The following is a 26997-nucleotide window of genomic DNA, read 5'->3' as shown; positions in this document are numbered from 1 at the left end:
AATGACAAAAACTAGAATAACAATTGCCCTAATCCTTACCGTATTTACAACAATATTTACTGGCTGTACTAAAGATGATAACACTAATGAACATATAATTAAGCTTGAGGATGCTATACTAACCGATTTTCCTTTAGTTGGTATTACACCGGTTTCTATAAATATTAAACAACCTACCATTGTAGATAATGAAGAAATTGTATTTGGCGAAATTAACATTGTAGTTCCAAGCACAGTATCGTTAAAAGAAATTGCTTCTATTACTACATCTACCGAACTAAATTTAAGTAAATTTTCTATTTTACCTAATGACCTATCATTACTAAATTACGAAACACAAAACCATATTTATACCATAGTAAATGCTTTAAATGAATCTGAAGAATTATTGCATTATATTGTAAATATTAAACATGAGATTGTACCTACACCTACTACTTTAACAATTACTGATTTTAGGTTTGAGGCTAGTAAAAACGCACAATTGACCAACGATGTTACTATAGAAAAACGAGTTGATGATTTAGACAAACAAACAATTTATTTATTTGTGCCTACTGGTACAGATTTTTCTAACTTAACACCAACCGCTACTTTTGATGCCGAAGAAGTGTTTTATACACAAGAGTCCTCTGTGCCTATTGTAGATGTTAATACAGTATATCCTAGTACAGAAACTAGTTTTGATTTTACTTACCCAAAAAGATTTATAATTGTTTTAAAAGACAACACAAGTAATAGAGTAAAATGGGTAGATGTTTTTGTTGATGTAAAAAATCCTGTAGAAATAAAAAATACAGATATTACTACTCCAGATATTACATCTACTGCAAGCTCATCTACTTTTAGAGGTATTACATCATGGAAAAATGTAGGCAATCATGTATTAAGCTTTAGGTCTGCAACTACCTATGAAAATAAAGTACCTAACTCTGATTTAAATTTTATTACAGCAAGAAGAAATTTTACATCAATGGGGCTTGCTCCAAAAGAGAGTGCAGATATAAATGTAACAGTGATAAAAGATTTACCAAAAGGCGAATACAAATCTACAGCCGTTTTTTACACAAAATTTGCTAATCATGAGGCTACTAACGATGTTATAGAACAAGCTAAACTTAATGTTACTACTAACGTACTAAACTAATTTTAGCAAAAAGCAATTTCTAAACCTACGTAAGTAGCATTACTTAGCGTTTAACAAAAATAATTTGGGTTTACTTGTTTGTATTTTTCTAGTGAAAAGTATAAGCAGTAAACCCTATTTTTTTTATAAAAAGTAAGATTAAACCTTACGGATATAAACTGCTTTTAGGTGAAAATATATTTGCTAGCACAAAAACACACCAATTCCTTTAATTTTAAAAAAAATATAACCTAGAGATAAAATTATTAGCCAACTAAATTTATACAACCCAAACTACATTAAAAATGACAAAAAAAGAATACGCAAAGTATTTAGGAGATATTATAGGTGAAGTTATAGATTTAGATGTTGAATCTGATGATTTAAGGCATCAATTTTATGGTTATTTTCAGGCATTTATGCCCAACGGAACTAATCTTGAAAAAGTGTTTAAACCTATTAAAGAAGGAGACCTTTATTACAAACGATTGATAAAAATTTTTAACGCCACTAAAGGCATCTTTAATCAATTAGCTGCAGAAGGAAAATCACCTGCTTATTTTTGTCCGGCTCCTACACAAAACAAAGAGTTATTAATTTTAAACGGAGAAAAATATATTTCAAACTTAACATTGTTCTCTAAAATTACAGGCGACCAAGAGTTTATAGACACTATGTCTCAAATTAAAACTGTAGAAATTTTAGATCTTGATGTTAGAACAAATAAAAACAATACCAACGTAATAGTTTATGAATCAATTTCTGATTGGTTTATAGACAATACAGATTACGAAGCAACCATAGAGGTGCTAAGTGAGGCGTATTACGCAATAAATTGTGATTATAACCTCTCTTATTATTTTCAGTACCCGTCTTACCAACAAAAAATAAAGTTTGATGTTTTTGAGCCTTACTTTAAAATATGGGAAATGGGATATTATTGCTGGTTTAACCAAGGAAAACTGGTAATAGGGCAATAATGCAAAAGCTAGTAGAATGCAGTTACATGAACTAATAAAATTTAAGTAAGTTATTATGGAAAAATACATCATTTGTTTTGAGAACTTTATGTCTAATGAAAAGAAAATTGACACTACAGTTTCTTCATCTAAAGGAGTAATAGAACAATTTAAAAGTATTAATTGGTATGATTTGCTGACTAAGGCTACACCAGAAAACCAAAACGATTCTGACATAGTTGATAACAATTCTTGGAATTTTTCTGTTTCGTTTAAAAGAAACAGAAAAGAATATATTCTGCATATTCATCCTCACTTATACCCTAGCCCAAGTGTACAACCCAATCAAATTAAATTGGTGTTAGAATATATGTCTTCTAACATTGTACCTACCTCAAAACTTAGTCAGTTTTTTGGTGGTTCTAAAGAAAAATCTGTGAAAGAACACCAAACCGCAGCTATGGGTGTTTTACTAGATGATGCTTTAACTCATTTAACAAATTTTTTAGATACCAACCATACAGATTTACATAGGTTTGGTAGTTTGTCTTTAAATACAATTACAGATGAAAGTTATAAAGTATATTAATAAAAATACATAATTATATTTTTCATTTTTAGAAAAACAGACAACCAGAAAACTATCACTGTCTGCAATAATACTATTAATAGACTTGTTTTTTTAAACGGTTGCTTGTAGCTTAAATTATGAATTAGATGGTAATTACTTTTGTAAATCTGCACATTAAAATTTCAGCTTTATATGAAAAATATAAAACCAATTTACATTACAATCTTTAGCCTTTGCTTTGGTCTATTAATGGGATATTCATTTGCTAGCCATCAATAAAAAAATGAAATAAAAAAGTTAGCTAACATAGGATATAAATGAATTTTATTTATAAAGGAATATTAAATATAAAAAGCTTCCCCATTAAAGTAAGCATAGTTGTTGTTGGGGTATTTTTAAGTATTATAATTTACATATACTCTAGTTTCTTATTTTGCCAGTTTTTAGAAGAAAAAAGTTTTTTTAACCTTTTTAGTTATTTACTAGCAGTCTATTTTTCTTATTTTTTCTTCAGGCTTTATAGACTTTTAATGTATAGTGCCACATACCGCGTAAAAAATATAATTTTAAGCCAAAATAAATATATTGCCAAATGGGTATATACTAAAGATGAATCTTCTAATTTTAGAAAGGATTATAATAATTACTTAAAGGATGGCTTTAAAAAAAACGTAAAATACATTGGCTTATTTATTTTAGGTATGCTTGTTATATTTTTTGCCGCAGGTTTAAACAGTCTTGATATATTTTTTGACGTTATTGTTGATCTAACCGTTTTTACTCTTATAATATTGCTGTCTACAAGAGATTTTAATAGTTTTAGGCAAGCATTAAAAGCAGAAAATATTGTTGTAATTTTTTCAACAGAAGGTATTGTTGTTTCAGATTCATTTACTTGTCCTTTTAATATAAAACTTAAAAAATTAGTTCATATAAAATATGACAAAGTATTACAAGAAATAGTGTTTACATTAAGTGAGTTAATGCCTAACACAGATGACATAGATTCTGTTTACACTATAACACAAACATTTCCTGTACCAAAAAGATATGAAAAGGAAGCCGATAAGTTCCTAAAGGAAATAAAAACATACAATTCTTTTTAATTTAAAACAGAACATAAAAACCTTGGCAGAATTTTTTGGTATCACAAACATTTGCAATACTCAAAGTATAAAATTTATTGCCTGGTCTCACCTACTTACAAATCTGGAAAATGTATGGACTTTTTTAAATAGCTCCTATATGCAACTTGTTTTAATTGTTTTGGTTTAATAATTATAAAACTTTTAAAGACTAAAACACTGTATTTAAACTAATAACAACCTTTAAAAAAGGTGGTTATACAAAATACAAACCTCATCAAAATAAAAAAATCAATTTACTAAAACTTATAATTAAAAAGCATAACTAGTTTAGCTACTTATAGGATTTTAAACGTAAAATTTTTGCTGAAAAAACATATTTAACATTAAAAATCGTATAAATATTGTAATATTACTCACAAAACCCAAATACAATAAATTATGAAAACAAACCTACAAATGTTCAAAAAATTAATGTATCTACCTTTATTTTTTTTGCTCTTCTCCTTAAGTTCGGTAGCGCAATCTCCTGTAGAAAAACATGGTCGTTTACAAGTTAACGGAAACCGTATTCTTAATGAGTCTGGAGAAATTACAAGTCTAGCTGGTAACAGTCTATTTTGGAGTAATGCTGGAGATACCTCCGATTTTTATAATGCAGAAACTGTTGATTTTTTAGCAGAAAACTGGAATAGCTCACTTATTAGAATTGCAATGGGCGTAAAAGAAAATTGGGATGGCGGAAATGGCTATATTGATAGTCCGCAGCAGCAAGAAACTAAAGTTAGAAAAGTAATTGACGCTGCTATTGCCAATGGCATATATGTAATAATAGACTGGCATACTCACGAAGCAGAATTATACACAGATGAAGCTGTTGATTTTTTTACCAGAATGGCAGACCTTTATGGAGATACTCCTAATGTGATGTATGAAATTTATAACGAACCTACATACCAAAGTTGGCCTGTTATTAAAAATTATGCAGAGCAAGTAATTGCTGGTATACGTTCTAAAGATCCAGATAATTTAATAATAGTAGGTACTAGCAATTATTCTCAACAAGTAGATGTTGCTTCTGCAAACCCAATCTCTGATAATAATGTGGCATATACACTACATTTTTATGCTGCATATAATCCACATGATAACTTAAGAAATGTAGCACAAACTGCACTAGATAATAATGTTGCTTTATTTGTTACAGAATGGGGTACAATTTTAAATACAGGACAAGGAGAACCAGACCAAGAAAGTACTAATACTTGGATGGCCTTTTTAAAAGAAAAAGGTATAAGCCACGCTAATTGGTCTTTAAGTGATAAAGCTTTTCCTGAAACAGGATCTGTAGTTCAGGCAGGGCAAGGTGTATCTGGCTTACTTAACAACAAACTTACTACCTCTGGTGAAATTGTAAAAAACATCATCCAAAATTGGGATACTGATACCACTACAGGACCAAAAACAACACAATGTAGTACTATAGAATGTATTAGGGCTGCAATGGAAACAGCACAAGCTGGTGATGAAATTATAATTGCTTCTGGAAACTACAATTTTCAAGATAAGATACAAGGTGCCTTTAACCGTAGTGTTTACCTTTATGGTAGTGCTAATGGTAACAGTGCAAATCCAATTACACTAAAAGGTGAAAGCGCTACAAACCCTCCTGTATTTACAGGACTAGATTATAACAATGGTTACCTTTTAAGTATTGAAGGAGATTATTGGAATATTGAAAACATAGAGTTTAAAACAGGCTCTAAAGGTATTGTTCTAGATAATTCTAATGGTAGTACATTAAAAAACCTTATTGTACATGATATTGGAGAAGAAGCTATACACCTGCGTGATGGTTCTAGTAATAACACAGTAAATGGTTGTAATATATACAATACAGGTAGAACTAAACCTGGTTTTGGAGAAGGTTTGTATGTAGGCTCAGACAAAGGACAACATGACACTTATGAAAGAGCTTGTAACGATAATACTATAGAAAACTGTACTGTTGGACCTAATGTAACAGCAGAAGGCGTAGATGTTAAAGAAGGTACAATGAACACTATTATAAGAAACTGTATTTTTTCTGCAGAAGGAATTTCAGGAGTAAATAGCTCAGATGCTTTTATTGATTTAAAAGGAGCCTATGGTTTTGTATACAGAAACACGTTTAACGTTGATGGTTCTGAAGTTATAAATACTGGAGTAGACTTTTTAGATAGAGGTACTGGTTTTAATACAGGTTTTAGAAATGCTATTTTTGAAAATATATATAATCTTGGTAGTAGAGCTTCCGAAATTTCAACTGCTCGTAAAAAGCAAGGCTCTCCAGAGCAAACTCACGTTTGGGGTAATATTAGAAACCCTAATTCTCTAGATTTTCCAACAAGTGATGGTACAGAAAGTCTAGTAAATCAATTCTGCCCAGTTTGGAATATAGAACCTTGTAATCCTGTAGATGATACCAATGAGGCACCTACCGTAAGTTTCCAATCACCAGATAACAATATTACTTTAACTGAAGGTTATAATTTACAAGTTGAAGTTGTTGCAAACGATACTGATGGAACTATTGATAATGTAAAACTGTTTATAGATAACAATTTAGTGAGACAAATAAATTCTACCTCATATAAATGGGGACATTCAGAATCTCCAAACACAGATGAACTTAATGGTCTTTTAGAAGGTACTTATACGTTTAAAGCTGTTGCTACAGATAACGATGGAGCTTCTACTGAAACACAATTTACGTTAACTGTAATAGCAGAACAAAGTCCGTCTGATAATTGTAACTTTAATACACCTTCACAAACTGGTTTAGAAGATTTTGACATTAAAAAGTTTTCTAACGTTTTTGTATTAGGGACTGGCGGACCCTCTTTAAGTAATTTAAAAACATTTACTATTAATTGGAATTCGCAAAACAATGGATTATATCAATTTTCAATAAATACAAATAACGGTGTTCCTGATTATTATATAAATTTAAAATCTAATATCACCTTCCAGTTTAAAAATGCGAATCCAGAAATATCTATTAGCAATAGCTTAATTCCTAATTTTGATGGTGATTACTGGGTAACATCAGATAACGGTAATTTTGTGATGGTATCTAAAACTAATAATTTTACACTATACTTTAGTAACAACACTACTGCTCCTATTTGTAATGTTATGCGTAGTAACCAAATAAGTAAAATTACTGATGATTCTAGTATTAATTTTAAGCTTTTTCCTAATCCTGCTTTAAACGAAACTATTTTTGTGAGTGCTGAAGATGAAAAAATAGTATCTGTTAAAGTTTATGATTTACAAGGGAAACTATTAATTGGTCAGCAAGATAATAGCACGTTGCTAAAATTAAATATTTCTGATATTTCACCAGGAACATATGTTATAGAAATTACAGGTACAAAATCTAAAAAACGTTCTTTATTTGTTAAAAAATAGCACTTACAAAAAGCTATAAATACCAAATTAAAATTAACAACTATAAAAGCGGAATATCTATTATTGGATATTCCGCTTTTTTTATTATTTACACCATTTAAACAGATAAGGATAAGTTAGATATTTTAAGCATTTACAAATTTCTTACTAACCAAACTGATTGCGCTAACGGAATTCTTTTAAATACTTTGAAAACATTAATTAAAAACTCTTTGAGTTTTTGTGTTTACTACAAAAACAAACAAATTGGTTTTGCTAAAATAATTTCAGATTACTCAACTATTACATATTTAGGAGGTGTTTATGTATTAAAAAATACAGATCAAAGGAATTAAGACGTTAGATTTTATTAACCTTAATTCTCTCTTTTATTCTTTCTGTTTATATTTCTAATTTAATGAATTACAAACTTAAGAAGTATAAAAAATAATATATATTGTAAGAAAATAAAACAACAAAACTCAGCTAGCAAGCTAAATGTGCGTTTACACACCCATATTGGCGAAATAAACGCAATAAATTGAGTTTATTTACTAGTTGGCAGTAATTAAAACACACTAAAATAGTATATCAAATTTGGATATAAAAAAACTCAAAATAAAAGCAAATAATGGAATTGATGACTTTAAGCTTGATATCTTAAAATCATTGAATTTATTTGATAGTAAAAAAAATTGTTTACTTGATTTTGACAATAGAATTAATAGTTATTTCAACAGACACAAAAAACTGACTATCAAAATAGTGATTATAAAAAAAGAACTTTTTGACACTATGTTTGAAAAGAGGTTTTATAATCTAAAAAGGTATAAACGAGAAATCCCAAAAGGATATCCATTTGGAGCCTCAAATATGGAAACTCAAGCTTATTATGACCCAATTATATGTGACGAACAATATCATCAAGACAAAAAAAGGATTGAAAATGAAACCATATCAGAATTAAATGACTTAATGTCAAATTTCGATGAATTGAATACCAAATATAATTTTGAAATTACAGTGCAAGAATAACTACTGCCAACACGGTGTATAAAACATAGCTAATTAAGTGCTAAGCCGAAAGGTTTGTGTATATTTAGAAAGTCCACAAAATTTTTAATTTGGCTTTAAAAAAGAGAAAAGTTAGTGTCTTTTTGCACGCTACGTTTCATACACAAGGTCGTTAGCATTCATTGGCGGAACGTACTCAAAATTTAAAAAAACTGAATATATTAATTACAAATATTGAATTAAATCGTAGCAAAGCTTTAGTTCATTAAGAAATGAAATCATCAAATATGAAAAAACAGTATATAATTCTATTATTCCTTATTTTTAGTAATCATTGTATATGGTCTCAAAATGAATTAAATGGCAAGACTTATTATACTGTTGCTGCTAAAAATGGACTTACAGTTAGAAATGCACCTTCTATTAACAGTGAAAGATCTGGAAAGTTTCCTGCTGGAGAACATTTAGAACTAATAAAAGATACAGGAAAATCTTTATCTATTGTAGATGATGGTTTAACAATAAATGGAAATTGGCTTAAAGTAAAAAGAATGAGCCATAGTTGGGATAAAAAATCAGTATTAACAGGTTATGTGTTTAGTGGATATTTGTTAAAGAATGAAAGTAGACCTTATAATCCTTCTGACGCAATTACAACTGAAAATTCTACGCTAAGTTTTAAAAATTTTAATATTACTTTTTATTTCTATGAAACTGAGAATAGTTATGAAGGTCATAATGTTGTGAAAAACGATACAATTTATACTTATGAAGGTGTATTTAATGATTTAAGTGATAAATTAATTAATATTGATACTAAAGCAAAAATAGATAAAGTTGAATTGTTCTATACTTTTAAGGAAAAGGTTTGGGAATACGGAACAGATAATATTAATTCTAAAAAGTATTATACTTGGAAGGGAAATAACCCATTTAAAAAACTATCGCTTACAAGACAAATGACTCTCTTTCCAAAAATAGAATATGAAAAAATAGGAGTTTCTAGACAACTAAACTTAAAGTTAAAAGACACATTGGTTCATTACTCAGGAGAAATGGGAGGTACAACAGCTACTATGAGTTATAATGGTAAACCTTGTGTGCATTTTATCCCTGATACTATTTTCAAAATAGTGTTACATCATAGTAATGGTACTAAAGAAATTAAATATATTAATATCAACTTGTCTTATGGTTGTTAACATTTTTTAGACTGTATTTACTGAAAACGCAGAAAATGTAAAGTATAATTTGAAATAAAAAAACAACGAAATGGCAACAATGGCTAAAATTAATACGGGTTTAGGTGCTTAACCCAAAGTTTAGGCATATTTATAAAGTCCGCCAAATCTTATGATTTGGCTTGTAGCTAATTAAAAAGTAATAGTGTATTTTCTGCCAAACTTGCCATATGTTTAACGTCAGCAAACATTTGAGACAAAATAAAACTTGAATTAAAATAGAACCTCTAGGCAGCTCTATAGTAATCTAAAAAACAAGCTCCTTTTTTACACGTACACCTAGCTACAAAACCACTAAAGTACCAAACCAATAAATTTATAGGATGCTTATTTCTCCTATTTTTTGTGTTTACAATTGCCAATTATACTAAAAAAAGAACCAATTACACATTTCCGTAATTGTGATATAAAAAATAGTTTTAAATTGTAAGAAAATAAACCAACTAAAAAGCTATATGTGCGTTTACACACCCATATAGGCGGAATAAACGCAATAAATTGAGTTTATTCACTAGTTAGCAGTAATACAAAAAAAACAATCTGAATAGTAAAATTTGATAATTAATGTTATTTTTGATTTTCAAAACCTATAAATGGAAAGCATCGAAATAATCCTTAAGAAAGACTCTGAGGGTAATGAAATTAATTTAAATCACATGTCCTTGAAGGCTTCTAAGTCTTTGAGACAAATACTTGATGCATTAATTTTGATTGCTGAACATGAAAAAGATTTGAACTTAAAAATAGGTCTAGAAAAAGGTAGTGCTGCACATAAGTTAATCGGTACTCATACAAATCTAAAGGTCGTTTACAATAAAATAATTCAAGCTTCAGAATGCCAGCCTACAAGAGAAAATATTTATGTAAATCAATTAAATGTAATCAGAAATAACGTTGAGGACATTCAAGATTGGGAAATATATTACAATTCGAACACTGGTACAAAAGAAAGTATAAAACCCTTGTTCAGTCAAAAGTTTAGAAAAACTAGAAAAAAAGAAAAGATAGAAAATAACTTTAATCTTCAATTTATAACTGGTTACTTAGAATTAAATGGTGGTAGGAAACCAAATTTTCACCTAATATCTAATGACGAACCAATTACTATTCAATGTTCTAGAAAAGAGGCACAAAAAGTTAATCCATTTCTCTATAAAGATGTTAAAATAGCTACTTGGGCAAAAGCAAAAAAACACGGTATGGAATATCAATTTTGTGATATATATACTGGTGATTCTGAAAAATATTTCATCGATTTTCAAGATTTCTTTTCAGATTTAAAAACTAAAATTGGTACCGAACCATTCCATTTTATTAGTGAAAAATTAGAAGGGTTGTATGATAGTCAAGATTATTCTGGAGCAAAAAAATTTATAAGACTTTTTCTTAACGAATATTCTTTACCGACATATTTAAGAACCATATTGGTAATATCTAAAGGATTTAAAAACGATGAATATCTTTCTGAAATCTTAAATAAAGTTGAGCAATTATTATCAACTAAAATTGGAAAAGTATATTAGGTATGGCTGAGAATTTAGAACTATTTACTCCTGCCAATTTGGTATCTGTTAAAGATTGTGATTTTGAAAATGATTTTGTAGCAATCAGTTGTGAGATAAATGAAGATGGTTTCTGTAAACATTCTGGATTAATAATTTCATTTGATACAGATATTTATTATTTTCATTTTACTGGAATTGAAGTGAAATTAGAAAATATAACAGAGAATATTGAATCTTTAGAATCAATATACGTTAAAAATTTAGACATTATTGTTGAGGATGATGTAGTATCATTTTTAGGTCATTGTGAAAAATTAAAAAATAAAGGAGTAAAACCATCTTATGGTTTTGTCTTTAACGATTCATATTATGACTCAAACACAAAACAATCTTTTTTATTAAATGCGAAACACGATATTACAACTTGTGTTGGTTTTTGTATTAAAGTAATTAGAGGATTTATATTTAATAATGAAGAATATTTAAAGCTAAAAGATTGGAATCAAAATTCTCTTGAATCTGTAGAAGAATGGCTTTTTGATTACATAAATAAATACCTAAAAATCTATGCTGACGAAAATGACCTTTCAGTAGAAGATTTGTACTCTACCAATGAACTTAAGCGAATTCTTCCTTCAGAATTATTGTCATCGACATATTTCTTAGAACTTCCAATAGCAAAAGTAAGTATCGATAGTATTCGACCGAATCTTGAAAGTTTTTTTATTTCCCTGAAAGTAGCATAGCTCAAATTGCGAAAGGGTACTACTGCTAACAATGGCTATAGTTAATACGGGTTTAAATGTTTAACCCAAAGTTTGGGGTATATTTACTAAGTCCGCCAAATCTTTTTAATTTGGCTTTAAAACACCAAAATTAAAACAAAATAAAAAGATTTGGCTAAGTGCTTAATCGGAAATTAATTGCTTTTTAATTCCCGTACTAATCTTATACGAGACCGTTGTGTGTTATTAAAACCAATCTAACTTTAAAATGAATTTAAGAGAAAAAAAACCAGCGTTAATTCTTGTAGATGTTCAAAAAGCCTTTCTTGATGAAGACTATTGGGGAGGGAATAGAAATAACAAAAATGCCGAAATTATTTGTGGAAAAATATTGAAAAAATGGAGAGAATTAAATTTACCTATTTTTCATATAAGACATAGTTCAACACATCCAAATTCAAAACTAAATAGGAAAAATTCTGGATTTGAATTCAATGAAAATGTTTTGCCTAAAGAAAATGAGCCAATAATAACAAAGAATGTAAATAGTGCTTTTATTGGAACAGATTTAAAAGAAAGATTAGAAAATTTAGGAATAACAACTCTCGTTATTGTCGGAATAACAACAAATCACTGTGTTTCAACCACGACTAGAATGGCTGGGAATTTTGGATATGAAACTTACTTGATTTCAGATGCTACGGCAACCTTCGATAGAATTGGTATTAATGGAGAGAAATACGATTCTGAAACTATACATTTGACGACTCTTGCTAATCTGAATGAAGAGTTTGCAACCGTATGGAATTTTGAAAAATTACAAGCTGAATTAAAATAGAACCTCTAGGCTGCTCTATAGTAATCTAAAAAAACAAGCTCCTTTTTTACACGTACACCTAGCTACAAAACCACTAAAGTACCAAACCAATAAATTAATAGGCTACTTATTTCTCCAAATTTTTGTGTTTACAATTGCCAATTATACTAATAAAAGAACCAATTACACATTTCCGTAATTATGATATAAAAAATAGTTTTAAATTGTAGGAAAATTAGCAACTAAAAAGCTATATGTGCGTTTACACACCCATATTGGCGGAATAAACGCAATAAATTGAGTTTATTCACTAGTTGTGTGCAATTAAAACAAACATTCTGCTAACCATTAAAATTTTAAGAAATGCCATATAGAATAAACAATCCAGCGACCGTTTTAAGTCCGAGAAAGAATGTAAAAAACGTAACTGTGCTGTATAATGGCGGAGCAGTTCTAGGCGGATATTCTGTGGCTAAACTCAAATGGAATGGAAATGACGTAATTGGTGTTCGTTGGAATATTACCGAAAATGAGGTTCACGATAAAGATAAAATTAGCGGAAAAAATATATGTTTGGGAGAACCAAATTCACACGGATATTCTACTTGGTTCATATTACCAGACGATTTAATAGGTAAACTTATAACTGGAGATATATTAGCAAAAGACCTTAAACAATATCTTGACGAAAAATAATGACTGACGAAACAAGAGACTATATAAATAATTGGGAAAAAGAACTCAAAAAAATCAACGGAAATGAACTGTCCGATTTTTTTAATAGGTTTCAAACTTTATATCCAATTTACAATCGACTTTATAACGATGCGTTTAGAAATGAAAAAGCCAAAAATAAAGGACTGAATAGAATTTCGGATTATGAAAAAGCAACGGTTTTTGTAAGAGATTTTATTGGGTCAGATTTAATAATTCAAGATTTAAAAGCAGATAGTCGAATTGATGATATTAAGGCAATCTCGGATTTAATAGATAAAGAAATATTTCATATAAATTTAAAAGATGGAATTGGTCAAGAAAAATTTGACAAACAGCTATCTAAAAATTTAGTGAATGAACAAGATAATTCAATCAGAGCAAAAGCAGTATTAAGCGTAATATATAATGTTAGATGCAACTTGGTACACGGATATAAAAATCTTGAAGAACATCAAAGAATGTTATTAGAACCTGTCCAAAATTTGTTACTAACAGTTGTCGAAACATTAAAAAACCGTCTAAAATAACTGCACACAACAATGTATATAAAACATAGCTATTATAGGCTTTCTGAGAGGTTTTTGTGTATTTGTGAAGACCGCCAAATTTTTAAATTTGGCTTTTAGTAAAATAAAGATAAAAGAAAAATTTAAAAATTCGGCTCGTGTATAATCCGAAACGAAAGTGTTTTTTAACACGCTACGTTTCATATACGGAGACGTTGGGTATCATTAAAAAAAACCTTAATAAAATAAAAAATATGAAAAAAATAATTTTTGCAGTATTCTTGATATTGACATCATTTCAAATACTTTCAGCTCAAAAAAAAAGTGACTTTGACCTAATTACATCTGGAAAATGGCATCTTGAATATGTTGAAATGGCTGGACAAAAAATGAAATTACCTGTAGAAATGCAGAAAAATAGCTGGGTAATTTTTCACTCTGATGGAAAACAAGAAGGAATGGAAGAAGGACGTAAATATATTGGGAAATGGGAATTTGACAAACTGAAAAAAATAATACGTACCGACGATTTAGATGGAAAAGTTGACCAGAAACTAATTTCAGTATCAGAAAATAAATTAATTGTTTCTGTGAAAGAGCAAGGAGCCGATATGATAATGGGAATGACAAAATAACGCTACCCAACAATGGCTATAATTAATAAGAGTTTTAGTGCTTAACCCAAAGTTTAGAGCTAATAACCAAGTCCGCCAAATCTTTTGATTTGGTATTAAAAGAGAAAAATTAAAACAAAATAAAAAGTTTTGGCTAAGTGCTTAATCGAAAGTTCACTGATTTTCTATTTCCGCACTAACCATATACAAACACGTTAATCAAAATTAGTAAAAACTTTAAATGAATACATCTATTGTTGGAAAAGACCAGATAGCAGATACCTATTACCCTACAATAGAGGAATTGGGTAAAGAGCAGGCTTTTCAGGTGTATGAAGATAAAATATTGGAAACAAACAACATTTTTATCTCTACTTTGGCTATGGACTTTTCTCCAAACACTTCTTTAAAAAGAAGAAAGGAGATTGATGAACAATGGAAAGAAAAACTACCACAACTTAGTCATATAAAAAGACTAGACCTTAGACATAAAGTTGATCAAGATTACTTTAATGTTATATGTAAAATGAAGAATTTAGAAGTTTTAAACATTTGGTCTTCTACCGTTACAGATATCAGTTCAATTAAAAAGCTAACAAAACTAAGAGCCTTGTCTTTCAGCAATTTTTCACGGCTAAAAGATGTTTCTCCATTAATTGAATTAAAATCATTAGAGAGTCTTTCAATTCTTGCGTCTTTTAAGGTTGCTAATTATGAATTAATTGGAAAAATGAAATGGTTAAAATCCTTAGAGCTTGGCGGAGACACATTTGCTCCAAAAAATTTAATGCTAAATAGTCTAAAACCTTTTACAGACTTAAGTGAATTAATTGAACTTGATATGTCTTGCGCATCAATAAGAGACAAAAATTACAGACCAATTTTAAAACTCAAAAAACTAAAAAGACTTGATGCCCATTGGCGAATGAAAAATCAGGAAAGAGAACTCCTGCAAAGTGAGCATCCATCACTACAATCTGGATTCTTTGTTGCTTATGATTTTGTTAAAAATGAATTTAAAAACGGAATTGAGTGGTGGATAGAAAAGTAAAAACTGGTTTTTGCCTGTATAATAGTCCCAATGCGTTAAAATTTAGTTTAGTTTTTACTTAAATTACCTTTCAAAAATTAATTATGTCACAATCTGCTTCACAAGCCGCACTATTTTATAAAGATGTAGCATCTTCTGGCAAAGTGTGGACTATAAAAGATAATGGTGGGTTTCCTGCGCCAAAAAACGGAGACGGTATTAGAGCTATGCCATTTTGGTCTAGTAAATCTAGAGCAGAAATAATTATTAAAACGGTTAAAGCATATAAAGATTTTGAGCCCGTAGAACTAGATTTAAATACTTTTTACAACTACTGGCTAAAAATATTAAAGCCCCACAAACAACTAGTAGGTATAAACTGGAGCGGAAAAAAAGCTGTTGGGTATGACATTCCGCCAGAACACCTAATTACTTGGATTGATAAAATTAGAGGTACAGAAAAATAATTTTGATAAAAACAGAAACACTAAGCTCGCATCATCCTTGTAATTTCTTCTTTAATTTCAGATAGGTTGTCTATTTCTTTTGGTATTGCAACAACATTACCTACTACCCCAGAAACTTTTATTTGTACTGCATTTTTCTTATCCTGTATTGACTTTATTTTATTGGCATAAAATGTTTTATCGTTATGAGCACCAAACCTATTAACACGGCTAAATAAGTATTTTTGTATAAAATTTAGTCCTTCTTTAAACTCTGCACTTGTACCTATAGTTACAGAAGCACTATCTAACCTAACATATTTATACTTTGCTAATTTATACAGCAAATCGTTTACTTGTTTTATTATTAATGAAAAAAGCACAACAAATAACAACACTACTAAAGTTAAGGGTACTACCGGAACCTTATTATCACCACTTACTATCAAATAAACAGTAATAGACGCTATTATTACAAGCGTTATTATTGTAGAAATAATAGTGTTCCTCTTGGTTTTGCCTGCTAACTCTTTCAGTTTTTTGGGATCTGTAATTTTATAGGTTTTCATACTCTAATGTCTTAAATCTTAGCTAATCTATACTTTTTTATAAGACAAAACTTTTTTATCAACTACAAATATGTAATGTAAGTGTTTACTTATTTTCAAATATATACTAAACCTGTACGAATATAGGTTTGCACATTTAAACTCTTTCACTTAATACTATGTTTGTATTACTAGGCTACAACCAGCCTAAAAAACAATTAATTACACATAGATAACTAAATAAACTACAAAAATGAAAGTAATAAATATTATTAAATACGTATTTGCATTTATAGGAGCCGGAATGTTAGTAGGAGCATTTTTTCTTTACAAAAGCACTAGTGAGTTTATAAAAAATTCTGAGGAGACTGAAGGTGTAGTGGTAGAACTACTAGAATCGCGTTCTAGCAGCTCATCAGACAATTCTATAATGTACAAGCCGTTAGTAGAATTTACAGATGAAACTGGAGCAGAAATTCAGTTTGCATCATCTACAAGTAGTAACCCACCTAGTTATAGTGTTAATGAAAAGGTAGACGTTATTTACAATCCAGAATCTCCTAACAAAGCTAAAATCAAAGGTTTTTTCTCTCTTTGGGGAGGCGCAACTATACTTGGTGGTATAGGTTTAATTTTTGCATTAATTGGTTTTGGTATTATAATAGCTGGCATTAAGAAAAAGAAAATGCACAACCACTTAAAACTACACGGTACTAAAGTAGAGGCAGATTTTCAAAACGTAACTCTAAATACTTCTATTGCTGTTAATGGTAAAAATCCTTTTGTTGTGGTATCACAATGGTTAAACCCAAAAACATCTGAACTACATATTTTTACTAGTGACAATATTTGGTTTGACCCTACAGATTTTATAAAAACAGAAAAAATAGATGTTTTAATAGACCGCGATAATCCTAAAAAGTATGTAGTAGACTTATCATTTTTACCTAAAGTAGCTGGGTAAAAAACTCTTAAAAAAGAACACTGGTAAAATAAGCTTACAAAAAAATTAATGAATAATGCAACTACTATGAAAAAACTAACCTTACTACTACTTCTTGTTAGCCTATTTGGATACGCACAAGTAGACTATAAAGGACTTGTAAAAAATATAGAAGATATTACAATCGAGACCGATATAGAAACTCACTTTAAAGGCGTACCATTTACTGAAGAATATGGTGAAATTAAATTTAGTGATGAACGTTTTTTACGTTTTTATGGGGTTTTTGTAGATAAAGTAAAAATAAACACCAGCTATGGAGGTAAAAGAATAACTATGCATTTTTTTGACGAAATAACTGATTACAACAAACTTAAAACTAAACTAACAGAATTGTATGGTAATCCATACGTTAACGAACGTAGTAGCTCTACTTATTACGAGTGGAAAACGGAAAGCAAAAGTTTAATGCTTAGAGTTAATACCGAAGAAGGCTTATTTACAGAATTTGATGAACTGGTAGTAACATTATTCCATTAAAAAATTACACGTAATGAAAAACACAATAACAATTCTAATTTTATCAATTTATACCACATTTGTTTCTTGTGATAGCGTTGCTACTCCTAGGTACAACTTCGCAGAAGTTAAATCTAGCTCACAAACAAAGGCGTTAATTGCTAAAATGATATTAGAAAACAAAGATGAGGATATAGACAGCACATCTAGTTATATAGAGCTTAACTTAAAAGGAATGCACTACGCAGACGTTCCTATAAAAAGTGCTTTAATTACAGACAATTATACTTTACTTACAACTGATACTGTTAATTTTTCTGCTAAAAAATTACTTGAAGTTTTGGAAGCCGAAAAAGGGCTAACAAACCTAAATAACAGCTATAGTGATGATGTTGAGTTTGAATGGAAAGATGAAATTGAAGCTAAAAAACTGGAAGTTAATTTTGTAAATGGCAAACATTTAGCTGCTTTTGGCAATAAAGATTACGGTAAGTTAACTATTACATACAACCCTGTTTACACCATACCGTTAGCAAAAATACACAGTAAGGTTAAGGTTTTTGATACGGCACCTAAATACGTACTAAATATTAAGTCTTACAACAGTGTTTTTGATATTAGTATAAATGATGTTAGTATTGCAGAAGGTACAGACTCAGATTCTTTTAATTTAAACAACTACATTACTGGTCCTAATTCTTCAATAAAATTAACTGCTAAAACAGAAGATAAAACCATAAAAAAAGAACCAAATACGTATTATGAAGATCCTAGTTTTTCAATACAAATTATAGATAACAGTACAAAAGAAGTTGTTAAAACTATAGAAAAAACAAGTATTAGAAATAATGTCCCAGTAAACCTAAAAATAGACTTTAACTCCACATTACCATACTACCCAGAGGCTTGGACAAATGGTACAGATTTAAGGAACAGCAAGGATTTAAAAGAAAAAGTAATTGCATTATACACCAAACTAGGAAATGCCATTTTAACATATGATGAGCAAGCTATTAACGACTTGTTTTATCAAAAAGATTTTGAAGTACAACAGCTAAATTTTGATACTAATTTTGAAACCGCACGTACAAAGTGGGAAGCCTACTTAACCATTTTAATAAATACGTATAAGTACACGTTAGCAAAGGATTTTGATGTTGAATTTAATGCTGATGGCAAATTAATTTACACTTACGCTAAAGACAAATCTGATATGCTCATTTTAACCGGCAAAAATTACGATGATTCTTTTAATCATTTTTTATACCAACCTAAAGGGTCTAACGAGCTAAAAATAATACGATAATGAAAAAAATATTATATATAATTACGGCACTTTTAGCTATTGTTAGTTGTAACAAAACACAACCAAAAAACCAGACAGAGTTAAATGAGTTTATATCTTCTTTAGACAATAAACCGTTAGAGGAAATTAAAGAAGAAGTAAACTCCAATATTAAACAATTTGAGTCTATGGCTAAATTCTTTGATGGCTCGTTTTCTAATGATGTTAAAACAATTGATAAAGAGGATGAAAAGTATGAAGAACCTTTTAAAGTAGACACTACAGGGGTACACAAAGCTCTTAATCAGTTTAAAAATGTGACGTTTTCACAAACTTATACCAACTATAAAAGTGATTTGCAATTTATAGGTACTAATAATGATAATGAAGACCCTATAAATCTTGGCCAAGGTGTTACGCAAATATTCACACCTAAAAAAATATATTACCATAATGGCGAAGTACGCACAGATAGTATTGAAGGTTATGGGTTAGATTTTAATTTTAATGAAAGTTGGGGGAAAGCCAAAGCTATAGACAGCATAGATATTTCTTTTAAAGTAGATTACATAAAAGACTATGATGTAGTGGAAATCTCTTCAGACAACCCAACAGTAAAATATAAAGGAGGAGAAATTAACTTTGTAAAAGCAGAAGGCAATTACGTTTATTTTACGTTGAGTGATACAATTGCTGCTCCTATAAAAGTACAAGGCCATAATGAAGAAGGTAAAGTCTTAGACCGCAGCGGCTACTCTAACAACGGCGTATCTCCTGACGATCAGGAAGATATACTTACAGAAATGTTAGGGTTCTTTAAAAAAATACAAAAAAAATTAAACGATGATGATTTTAAAGATACTCCAGAGCTTCAAGAGTATTTAAAAGACAACCTATCTAACGTAGATTTTTTTAATGATAATGATGGTATTTTTCACAAGGAATACTACTATTATGGCACTGTAAAAAGCATAAAATTATTTTTTAAAAAAGATACCAAAACAGAGGAAACATCATTTACAGCATACAACTACCAACCAATTAAAGGAAATGATGCACTAATTGCTATGCAAACAGAGGAGGCAATTGTTTTTATAAATAATATAGGAGAGCCAAAAATAACAGTACCAGGAGCTGGAGGTTTAGAAAATATTGGAGGTAACTTTTATGAAGATTACAATCACTTTTATCACTTAAATAAAGCTGAAGAAAAATTAGACACACTTTTAGTTTACAGTGTAGAGGCTTTTAGTAATGGCCTTATTGGCATACTACCAGAACAAGAAAGTGACAATTACACACTTGTTACCCAAGATAACAAACCAATAGGCTCTAAATTATACTGGCAAATGAAAGAGGTTGGCAATTTGTTATTTGGAATTACTTATGATAACAAATACTACCTGTTAGATGAAAATGCTAACGCCACTCTACTACCTGGTATACATAATGTCTATAAAACCTTGGCTGATGAAAGAATTATGGTTAGTAATACCAACTCTAAAATAGGATTTATAAATAGCAAAGGTAAGTTGGTAATTCCTTTTAAATATAATGATGCTAAAGACTTTGAAAATGGAATTACTGTAGTAGAATTTAATGACACTTATAAGTTTATTGACACAAATGGAAAAGTATTACTAGATATTAAAGAAGATCATTTGGACTTTTTAACAGAGGACGAAAACAAAAAAAGAATTTATAGTTTTGATTACGGTAAAGTAAAATACAACTACAAAGGAGAATTAATAGAAGAATAAACATGAAAAAAATTGCCTTAACTTTTATACTTTTTATACAAATTATATCTCTTTGTGCTCAAAACAATTTGTTTGTTACTGCCAAGAGTGGCTTAAACGTCAGGGAAAATTCTAGCTTGGATGCTAAAAAAATAGGGAAATTTAATTATGCCGAAAAATTAGCGGTATTACATAAAACAGACCTATTTTTTGAAGTAACTGACGACGGAAAAAAAATAAAAGGACAATGGTACAAAGTAACCGGTAAGTCTGACAGTAACATAGAGCTTACCGGCTATGTTTTTAGTGGTTTTTTATCCAAACCAAAACAAAAGGATACGTTTATTTTTCTTCATTATAATGACAATTTTGATTACCCCGTTATAGGAGCCTCAAAAGGAAAATCTTTCTACGGCTTTATTAATAATGAAGAAGGCCGTAGCTATTTAAAAGGAGATAGTATTGAAATTGAATGGGAAACTGGTGTTGTTTATATTGCTGGTGACGATGACAGAAAACAACTTGCTGATTTTATTGTTACTACTAAAAAAATTAAAAATGGTAAAATTGCTAACTTTAGAGAGGCATATAAAAAGGAAATAAAATACACTTATACAAATAACTACACGCAAGATTATTTAGATAAGCTTTATCTAGAGGTTGAAAATTATATAGTCAATTCTAAAAATGAATTGATTAAAAAAATAATAGAAGACAAAGAACAGTTAGCTTACAGTATAGAAGATAAAACAGTTAATGGTAAAGAATTAACCGTAATAGGAATTTATAAATCTTTTGAAGGAAGCACAACTACAGTACAGTGGCTGTCTTATTACCCAGAGTTTCCAAAGTTGTATGAGATAGATTTATAAAACTATCAACAATTAAACCGAAGCACTATCACATATTAACGACTCTTAATAATTTTAGTTTTATGAAATATGCAATTGCAATCGTATTTTTTTTAATGTCTCTAAGTTTATTTAGTCAGGATTTTAGTGGTATTAAAACTAGAATTGGTTTATTAAAAACTACCTCTAATTTTAAGTTAGACTCTACAGGTGTTTCTAAAATACAAGTACCTACGTATTATTGTAACACTAACAAAACAGACAATAATTGGCACGTACAAGACCTAAATAATGATGGTTTAAAAGATCTTATATTCACTGGACCGTGCCAACCGTATCATCAAACAGCCATATTTTTAAATAGCAAAAAAGGATTTCAGCTTGTGTATGATGCTCCTGGCAAAATACTATCCATAAAAAGCACTACAAACGGCACAGAAATAAATAGTTACAATCCTAGTTGCTGTTGCAGCTATTATTCTAGTTTAGTTAAAGTAACCATAAACAATTTATCTGTAGTAGAGAAAAATACAATATCGTTTCATGATAAAACAACTATTACAGCATCAGACAAATTATATGCTAAAACAGTATCCGGAATTTTAAGAAGTACACCAGTAATAGATGATGTTATAAAAAAAGATCCTTGTACAGGTGAAGAAATTGTAGGTAACACTATTGGTACACTAAAAAACGAGTCCGTAATAGTTGTAAACCAAGAAAACAATTGGCTTTTGGTTTTTATTAAACAAAATGGCTCCTACACTGTTGGCTGGGTAAAAAAGTAACGCTTATAAAACTATTAGAAATGAAATCACTTAAATTACTTTTATTCTTATTGTTATTTTGCTTGTTTGCCTGCAATAAATCTAACAAAAAAAATACAGGCAATTCCAATGTTGATGTAGTGTTAGAACAACAATCTAAAATAGATTCGTCAAGCATAGAAATTACAGTAGAACGTGGTGCTTTTCATTATGATAAATTTGTGCTTAAAGACACTTTAATCACTTTTTATCCACCTAAAGAAAGTATAGGTATAGACAACAGTAATTACAATCAAATTTCGGAAAAAGTAATTAGCGTACAGACTAGAAATAACTTAGTAAAAAAGATTCTTAATGATGGTTTTTTCAAATTAAAAAACTTTTATGCTAGCAATACAACTTGCAATAGCCACTTAACAGTTACGGTTAAATTTAACAACCAAATAAAAAAAGTAATTTCTGAAGATTTTGATAGAGAATGTCCTGAGCTTTTAAAATTTATAGAACAAGAAGTTATTAAAATGCACAGCAAGAAGTTAAAACGAATTTTATTACCTGGATAAAGCTTAAAATCATAATTTAAAAATGAAATCAAAAACTATACATATATTACTTTCAATTGTAATTACGGTTGTATCAGCTTGGTTTCTGCTAAAACCAAATTATTCTTATTACAAAACAGAAATAATAAGAGGTAAAAACTTACAGGTAGTTATTTATGTACAAAACAACTTTAGTCACTTTGGTTTTTCTAGTCAAAACGGTCATAAATTAGCCTACATAGAACTACAAAATTTAGACGGAAATACTTTAGCTAAACAAAGCCTATTTAATAGGTGTGAGGTTCTAATAGAAGAAATAAATCCATTTGTAGAAAACAACAAACTATACTTTACCAAGCTTAGCTATATAAATTTGTTAGATTATAGTTATTATTGTTTTTAATAAAACTTATAGACTAACAAATACTACATTAGAATGAAGATTAGCCTGTTTTTTATAATTTGCTTACTCTCTGTAAAAGGAATTTGTCAAAAAGATACCTTTCTTTTTAAAAATCAAAAAGTTACTATATTTAAAGACAGCGCCTATTATAAAGACACTGAAATATACAATGCAGCTAAAGACCTTAAAGAATTAACCAAACAAGAAAAAACAGATGACTGTGATGTTAACTATCAATTTTACTACAACCCACTTTCTTTAGTTGGTAATTATTACAGTTATGAGTCTGGTGAAACTGGCACCATAGCCTGTGGTCCGCCAGGAAATTCTTTAGAGATACAAACAATAAATTTAAGTAATAGACAACCAGTTTCTATATTAGATATTTTTACAGAAAAAAGCATTCTTAAAGCACTTAAAAATGATAACTGGGTAAAAAAAATAACACAAGAATATAAAATAGATTTAAACGCTATAAATTCTTTTAAAACTTTTTTAGATACTATAAACAACTTAGGTTCTACAAAATTTAGCTCAAACAGTTTTACTCTTTTAAGCTATAATAAACAAAACAAAAATGCATCTGTTAGGTTTGTTGGTATGGAATATATGGGCTTTAATCACTACAAACATTTACAGTTAGGCTTGTTATTAGAACCAAAAAAAGCCTATTTAAAATTATTTAAAAATAAAATTTACTTTACACTAACCGATTATAAAAACGGATTAACAAAGTAGTATTTAATTAAAAAGATGAAACCAATTACAGTTAACTGGAAAATAAATTTGCCCAATGAAAGCCAAATAGAAAAAATGTGGCAAGAGTTGGTTTTTGATGTTATTGATGAAGAATTTGAGTTTATAAACTTATTAAAAGCTAACCTTGGTGGTAATATTTATTTTAAAGGGTTTCGGTTTCAGGAAAATGATATATTTGATTGGTTTTGCTCTCGCGGAAGATTAGATGAAATTGACTTTAATAACAAATTTTTACTTTCTGATAAAGTCCTCAAAACCTTTAGCGACTCTAATAACCCTGACACAACGGTTTTTAAAATTGATATCGCACCAAATTTTAATACTAAAGATGGTTTTGTAATTGATGGCGAACTTGCTGCGCTACTATTTCATGGAGGCGCATATGGCTCTAAGTACAAAAAAGAACCTAAACAGATTAAAGAAAAAGCACAGCTATTTTGCTCTCAGTTATTTTATGAAAAATACAGTTATGATTACGTTAGGTATTACACATCTACCACTGCTTGGAATACATGGTTTATAGACTTTATTATAGATTATACGTATGTAATAATATGTATGGAAACAAGAACAATTTGGGTGTTAGCATATACAGACACCAATTAATTTAGTAACTTGTTATCTACAACAACTAACTTGTTTTAAGATGAAGAAAAGTAAAATTCTAACTTTAGTACTACTAATTTCTTTATGCTCTACTCCGCTTATGGCTCAGGAAAACACGTTTATAAAAGAATACTTAGAGCGTTTAGAAACTTCTAAAAAGTATGTAATTCTTGTGGCAGAAACTATGCCTAAAGACAAATATACTTTTAAAGCAACACCAGAGTCTATGAGTTTTGCAGAGCATTTAATGCATATTGCTTGGGCTATGGATTGGCACAGCAAATCTTTAATGGGCGGTAGAGATGCCAGAAATTGGGAAACAGATACAGAACTAAAAGTAGATAACAAATCTAAAGAAGAAATGATTGCAACAATTAGCAATACATTTGACGTTACTAGTACATTTATCTCTGAGTTTGATATAAAAAAGCTAGATGAAAGATTAGACTATTTTGGTGCTAACAGAACCAAAAGACAAATTTTATTATTACTTACTGACCACATAACACACCACAGAGCTCAAATGCTTGTTTATATGCGCTTAAACGGATTAAAACCTCCAAGGTATGTATTATATCAATAAAATTAATTTTAGCTCTTATCATTAGTAACAATACTTGAATAGAAAAGCAAAAAAACATATTGATGATATTTAAAACTATGTTAATTATTTTACCAATCGTTCGGTAATTAAAAAAATATATTATATTTGCCCTATGAGACCACAAAAAGTATTAGACAAAGAAATATTAAACGGCTTAACTAAAATTTTTAGATCTAGAGGTTATGAAGGTGCTAGTTTAAAAGAATTATCTGATGCTACTGGTTTAAAAAAAGCAAGTCTTTACCATAGGTTTCCTAACGGCAAACAAGAGATGGCAAACGCTGTTTTAGTTCATTTAGAAGAATGGATTAACACCAATGTTTTTCATACTCTTTTAGACGACAACTTAACACCTGCCGTCCGTTTAAAAAAAGGATTATTGGCTATACGTGAATTGTATGATGGTGGAGAAGCCATTTGTATATTTAGAGCACTATCTATGCAAGCTGGTATAGAGTTGTTTGAAGAGCAAATAAACAAAGGTATGACACAGTGGTTGTCTGCTTTTAAAGAAATAGGTATTGCCCTGAATTTTACACCCGAAGAAGCAGAAAAAAAAGCTTTACAAGTATTAATACAAGTACAAGGCTGCCTAATTGTTACAAAAGGCTTAGGTGATTTGTCAGTTTTTGAAAACACAATGCAAAACATAGAAAACAGTTACTTAAAACCATAAAAAAAATTAAATTAATAATTTACCGAATGTTCGGTAATAAACAACTGAAAGTATGAATAATATAAAATACAAAACGGAAAATGTAAATGGTGTAAAAATTGCTTATAGAGAAGCAGGAGACAGCAACAGCCCAACAGTAGTATTATTACACGGGTTTCCGTCTTCTTCTCATCAATACAGAAAAGTGTTAAACCAGCTATCTAATGAGTTTCATTTAATAGCTCCAGATTATCCTGGTTTTGGAAATAGTGATTTTCTTTCTAAAAAAGAATATGAGTATACTTTTGACAATATTGCTAAAACTATAAATTCATTTTTAGAGCAAAAAGCTATAACAAGTTATGCCATTATGATACAAGATTATGGAGCACCTGTTGGATTTAGAATTGCTACTGCACACCCAGATAGAATAACGGCTATAATTAACCAAAATGGTAATGCTTACGAAGAAGGTTTAGGCGAAGCTTGGAAGTCTACAAAAGAGTTTTGGGCTAATAGAAATGAAACTACAGAAAAAGCTTTATTACCTTCTTTTTCTCTAGAAGGTTTGGAGTGGCAATACACGCACGGTACTAGAAATTCAGAAAATGTAAATCCAGATACCTGGCATTTAGATTACCTTAGATTATCTAGACCAAATGCACATGCTGTTAACTTAGATTTGTTTTATGATTATCAAAATAATGTAAAACTATATCCTAAATGGCAACAATATTTAAGAGACAACCAACCACCATTGTTAATTGTTTGGGGTAAAAATGATGCGTTTTTTCCGGAAAGTGGAGCAAAAGCATTTAAAAAAGATGTAAAAAATATAGATTACAATATCTACAATACTGGTCACTTTGCACTAGAAGAAGATGCTGATAAAATTATACCAAAAATGAGATCTTTTTTACATAGTTTAAAAAAGTAAGTGCTACATAAATAGCTATATCTCCTTAACATATTTACTTTAATATATTTC

At 29.4% G+C, this 26997-nt stretch carries 29 protein-coding genes; 28 read left to right on the top strand and 1 reads right to left on the bottom strand.

Annotated elements, in window-relative coordinates:
* Position 1 precedes the first annotated feature (1 nt).
* The 15 genes from AX016_RS05985 to AX016_RS05910 all read left to right on the top strand — a co-directional run bounded on the left by AX016_RS05985 (position 2) and on the right by AX016_RS05910 (position 15809).
* Positions 2 to 1147, top strand: a complete 1146-nt coding sequence (locus tag AX016_RS05985; RefSeq protein WP_100894749.1) for a hypothetical protein — start codon at positions 2 to 4, stop codon at positions 1145 to 1147.
* Between the two features lie 284 nt (positions 1148 to 1431).
* Entirely contained in the window at positions 1432 to 2106 is a 675-nt protein-coding gene (locus AX016_RS05980) for a hypothetical protein (protein ID WP_100894748.1), read from the top strand.
* A gap of 55 nt (positions 2107 to 2161) precedes the next feature.
* The gene (locus AX016_RS05975; RefSeq protein WP_157811098.1) at positions 2162 to 2674 is read left to right on the top strand and encodes a hypothetical protein; all 513 of its coding nucleotides are present in this window, start codon (positions 2162 to 2164) and stop codon (positions 2672 to 2674) included.
* Positions 2675 to 3186: 512 nt separating this feature from the next.
* Positions 3187 to 3762 carry a hypothetical protein gene (locus tag AX016_RS05970; RefSeq protein ID WP_157811097.1) on the top strand — a complete coding sequence of 192 codons (576 nt, stop codon included), beginning with the start codon at positions 3187 to 3189 and terminating at the stop codon, positions 3760 to 3762.
* 420 nt (positions 3763 to 4182) lie between these two features.
* A complete protein-coding gene (locus AX016_RS05965) occupies positions 4183 to 7194 on the top strand; it encodes a cellulase family glycosylhydrolase (RefSeq protein WP_100894745.1) in 3012 nt (1003 codons plus the stop codon).
* Between the two features lie 576 nt (positions 7195 to 7770).
* Positions 7771 to 8208, top strand: coding sequence for a hypothetical protein (locus tag AX016_RS05955; RefSeq protein ID WP_100894744.1), 438 nt, complete (start codon positions 7771 to 7773; stop codon positions 8206 to 8208).
* Between the two features lie 251 nt (positions 8209 to 8459).
* Complete coding sequence (locus tag AX016_RS05950) at positions 8460 to 9389, top strand: SH3 domain-containing protein (protein ID WP_100894743.1); 930 nt, start codon at positions 8460 to 8462, stop codon at positions 9387 to 9389.
* Between the two features lie 632 nt (positions 9390 to 10021).
* The gene (locus AX016_RS05945) at positions 10022 to 10951 is read left to right on the top strand and encodes a hypothetical protein (RefSeq protein WP_100894742.1); all 930 of its coding nucleotides are present in this window, start codon (positions 10022 to 10024) and stop codon (positions 10949 to 10951) included.
* Positions 10952 to 10953: 2 nt separating this feature from the next.
* Positions 10954 to 11679: a hypothetical protein gene (locus AX016_RS05940; RefSeq protein WP_100894741.1), complete on the top strand. Its 726-nt coding sequence runs from the start codon at positions 10954 to 10956 to the stop codon at positions 11677 to 11679.
* Between the two features lie 247 nt (positions 11680 to 11926).
* Positions 11927 to 12496 carry a cysteine hydrolase family protein gene (locus AX016_RS05935; RefSeq protein ID WP_100894740.1) on the top strand — a complete coding sequence of 190 codons (570 nt, stop codon included), beginning with the start codon at positions 11927 to 11929 and terminating at the stop codon, positions 12494 to 12496.
* A 408-nt stretch (positions 12497 to 12904) separates the two neighbouring features.
* On the top strand, positions 12905 to 13171 hold the full coding sequence (locus AX016_RS05930; protein WP_157811095.1) for a hypothetical protein: 267 nt from the start codon (positions 12905 to 12907) through the stop codon (positions 13169 to 13171).
* Complete coding sequence (locus AX016_RS05925) at positions 13171 to 13719, top strand: hypothetical protein (RefSeq protein ID WP_100894738.1); 549 nt, start codon at positions 13171 to 13173, stop codon at positions 13717 to 13719. Before AX016_RS05930 ends, AX016_RS05925 begins: the two co-directional genes overlap by 1 nt.
* Positions 13720 to 13952: 233 nt before the next feature.
* The gene (locus AX016_RS05920; RefSeq protein WP_157811094.1) at positions 13953 to 14333 is read left to right on the top strand and encodes a hypothetical protein; all 381 of its coding nucleotides are present in this window, start codon (positions 13953 to 13955) and stop codon (positions 14331 to 14333) included.
* Between the two features lie 220 nt (positions 14334 to 14553).
* Positions 14554 to 15363 carry a leucine-rich repeat domain-containing protein gene (locus AX016_RS05915; protein WP_100894736.1) on the top strand — a complete coding sequence of 270 codons (810 nt, stop codon included), beginning with the start codon at positions 14554 to 14556 and terminating at the stop codon, positions 15361 to 15363.
* An 83-nt stretch (positions 15364 to 15446) separates the two neighbouring features.
* Positions 15447 to 15809 carry a DUF2750 domain-containing protein gene (locus AX016_RS05910; protein ID WP_100894735.1) on the top strand — a complete coding sequence of 121 codons (363 nt, stop codon included), beginning with the start codon at positions 15447 to 15449 and terminating at the stop codon, positions 15807 to 15809.
* A 20-nt stretch (positions 15810 to 15829) separates the two neighbouring features.
* Here the strand turns inward: AX016_RS05910 and AX016_RS05905 are convergent, their stop codons facing one another.
* Positions 15830 to 16357 carry a hypothetical protein gene (locus tag AX016_RS05905; RefSeq protein ID WP_100894734.1) on the bottom strand — a complete coding sequence of 176 codons (528 nt, stop codon included), beginning with the start codon at positions 16355 to 16357 and terminating at the stop codon, positions 15830 to 15832.
* Positions 16358 to 16589: 232 nt separating this feature from the next.
* Between AX016_RS05905 and AX016_RS05900 the strand changes: the two genes are divergently transcribed.
* The 13 genes from AX016_RS05900 to AX016_RS05840 all read left to right on the top strand — a co-directional run bounded on the left by AX016_RS05900 (position 16590) and on the right by AX016_RS05840 (position 26946).
* Positions 16590 to 17300, top strand: coding sequence for a DUF3592 domain-containing protein (locus AX016_RS05900; RefSeq protein WP_100894733.1), 711 nt, complete (start codon positions 16590 to 16592; stop codon positions 17298 to 17300).
* 66 nt (positions 17301 to 17366) lie between these two features.
* A complete protein-coding gene (locus AX016_RS05895) occupies positions 17367 to 17819 on the top strand; it encodes a hypothetical protein (protein ID WP_157811093.1) in 453 nt (150 codons plus the stop codon).
* 13 nt (positions 17820 to 17832) lie between these two features.
* Complete coding sequence (locus tag AX016_RS05890) at positions 17833 to 19104, top strand: hypothetical protein (protein WP_100894731.1); 1272 nt, start codon at positions 17833 to 17835, stop codon at positions 19102 to 19104.
* Positions 19104 to 20843: a WG repeat-containing protein gene (locus tag AX016_RS05885; RefSeq protein ID WP_100894730.1), complete on the top strand. Its 1740-nt coding sequence runs from the start codon at positions 19104 to 19106 to the stop codon at positions 20841 to 20843. The genes AX016_RS05890 and AX016_RS05885 overlap by 1 nt, the downstream gene beginning before the upstream one ends.
* A gap of 2 nt (positions 20844 to 20845) precedes the next feature.
* On the top strand, positions 20846 to 21694 hold the full coding sequence (locus AX016_RS05880) for an SH3 domain-containing protein (RefSeq protein WP_100894729.1): 849 nt from the start codon (positions 20846 to 20848) through the stop codon (positions 21692 to 21694).
* A 62-nt stretch (positions 21695 to 21756) separates the two neighbouring features.
* On the top strand, positions 21757 to 22461 hold the full coding sequence (locus tag AX016_RS05875) for a hypothetical protein (RefSeq protein WP_157811092.1): 705 nt from the start codon (positions 21757 to 21759) through the stop codon (positions 22459 to 22461).
* Positions 22462 to 22481: 20 nt separating this feature from the next.
* Positions 22482 to 23003, top strand: coding sequence for a hypothetical protein (locus AX016_RS05870; RefSeq protein WP_157811091.1), 522 nt, complete (start codon positions 22482 to 22484; stop codon positions 23001 to 23003).
* A 22-nt stretch (positions 23004 to 23025) separates the two neighbouring features.
* Complete coding sequence (locus tag AX016_RS05865; RefSeq protein WP_100894726.1) at positions 23026 to 23385, top strand: hypothetical protein; 360 nt, start codon at positions 23026 to 23028, stop codon at positions 23383 to 23385.
* A 33-nt stretch (positions 23386 to 23418) separates the two neighbouring features.
* Positions 23419 to 24123 (top strand): hypothetical protein, encoded by a 705-nt coding sequence (locus AX016_RS05860; RefSeq protein ID WP_100894725.1) that lies wholly within the window; start codon positions 23419 to 23421, stop codon positions 24121 to 24123.
* A 15-nt stretch (positions 24124 to 24138) separates the two neighbouring features.
* On the top strand, positions 24139 to 24750 hold the full coding sequence (locus AX016_RS05855) for a hypothetical protein (RefSeq protein WP_100894724.1): 612 nt from the start codon (positions 24139 to 24141) through the stop codon (positions 24748 to 24750).
* Between the two features lie 40 nt (positions 24751 to 24790).
* Positions 24791 to 25333 carry a DinB family protein gene (locus tag AX016_RS05850; RefSeq protein ID WP_100894723.1) on the top strand — a complete coding sequence of 181 codons (543 nt, stop codon included), beginning with the start codon at positions 24791 to 24793 and terminating at the stop codon, positions 25331 to 25333.
* Positions 25334 to 25466: 133 nt separating this feature from the next.
* Positions 25467 to 26030: a TetR/AcrR family transcriptional regulator gene (locus tag AX016_RS05845; RefSeq protein ID WP_100894722.1), complete on the top strand. Its 564-nt coding sequence runs from the start codon at positions 25467 to 25469 to the stop codon at positions 26028 to 26030.
* Between the two features lie 52 nt (positions 26031 to 26082).
* Positions 26083 to 26946 carry an alpha/beta fold hydrolase gene (locus AX016_RS05840; protein ID WP_100894721.1) on the top strand — a complete coding sequence of 288 codons (864 nt, stop codon included), beginning with the start codon at positions 26083 to 26085 and terminating at the stop codon, positions 26944 to 26946.
* The last annotated feature ends 51 nt before the right edge of the window (positions 26947 to 26997 follow it).

Origin of the sequence: Cellulophaga sp. RHA19 (genome assembly GCF_002813425.1) — a bacterium.
Taxonomy (GTDB): domain Bacteria; phylum Bacteroidota; class Bacteroidia; order Flavobacteriales; family Flavobacteriaceae; genus Cellulophaga.
This window is presented reverse-complemented; position numbering and strand designations above follow the sequence as displayed.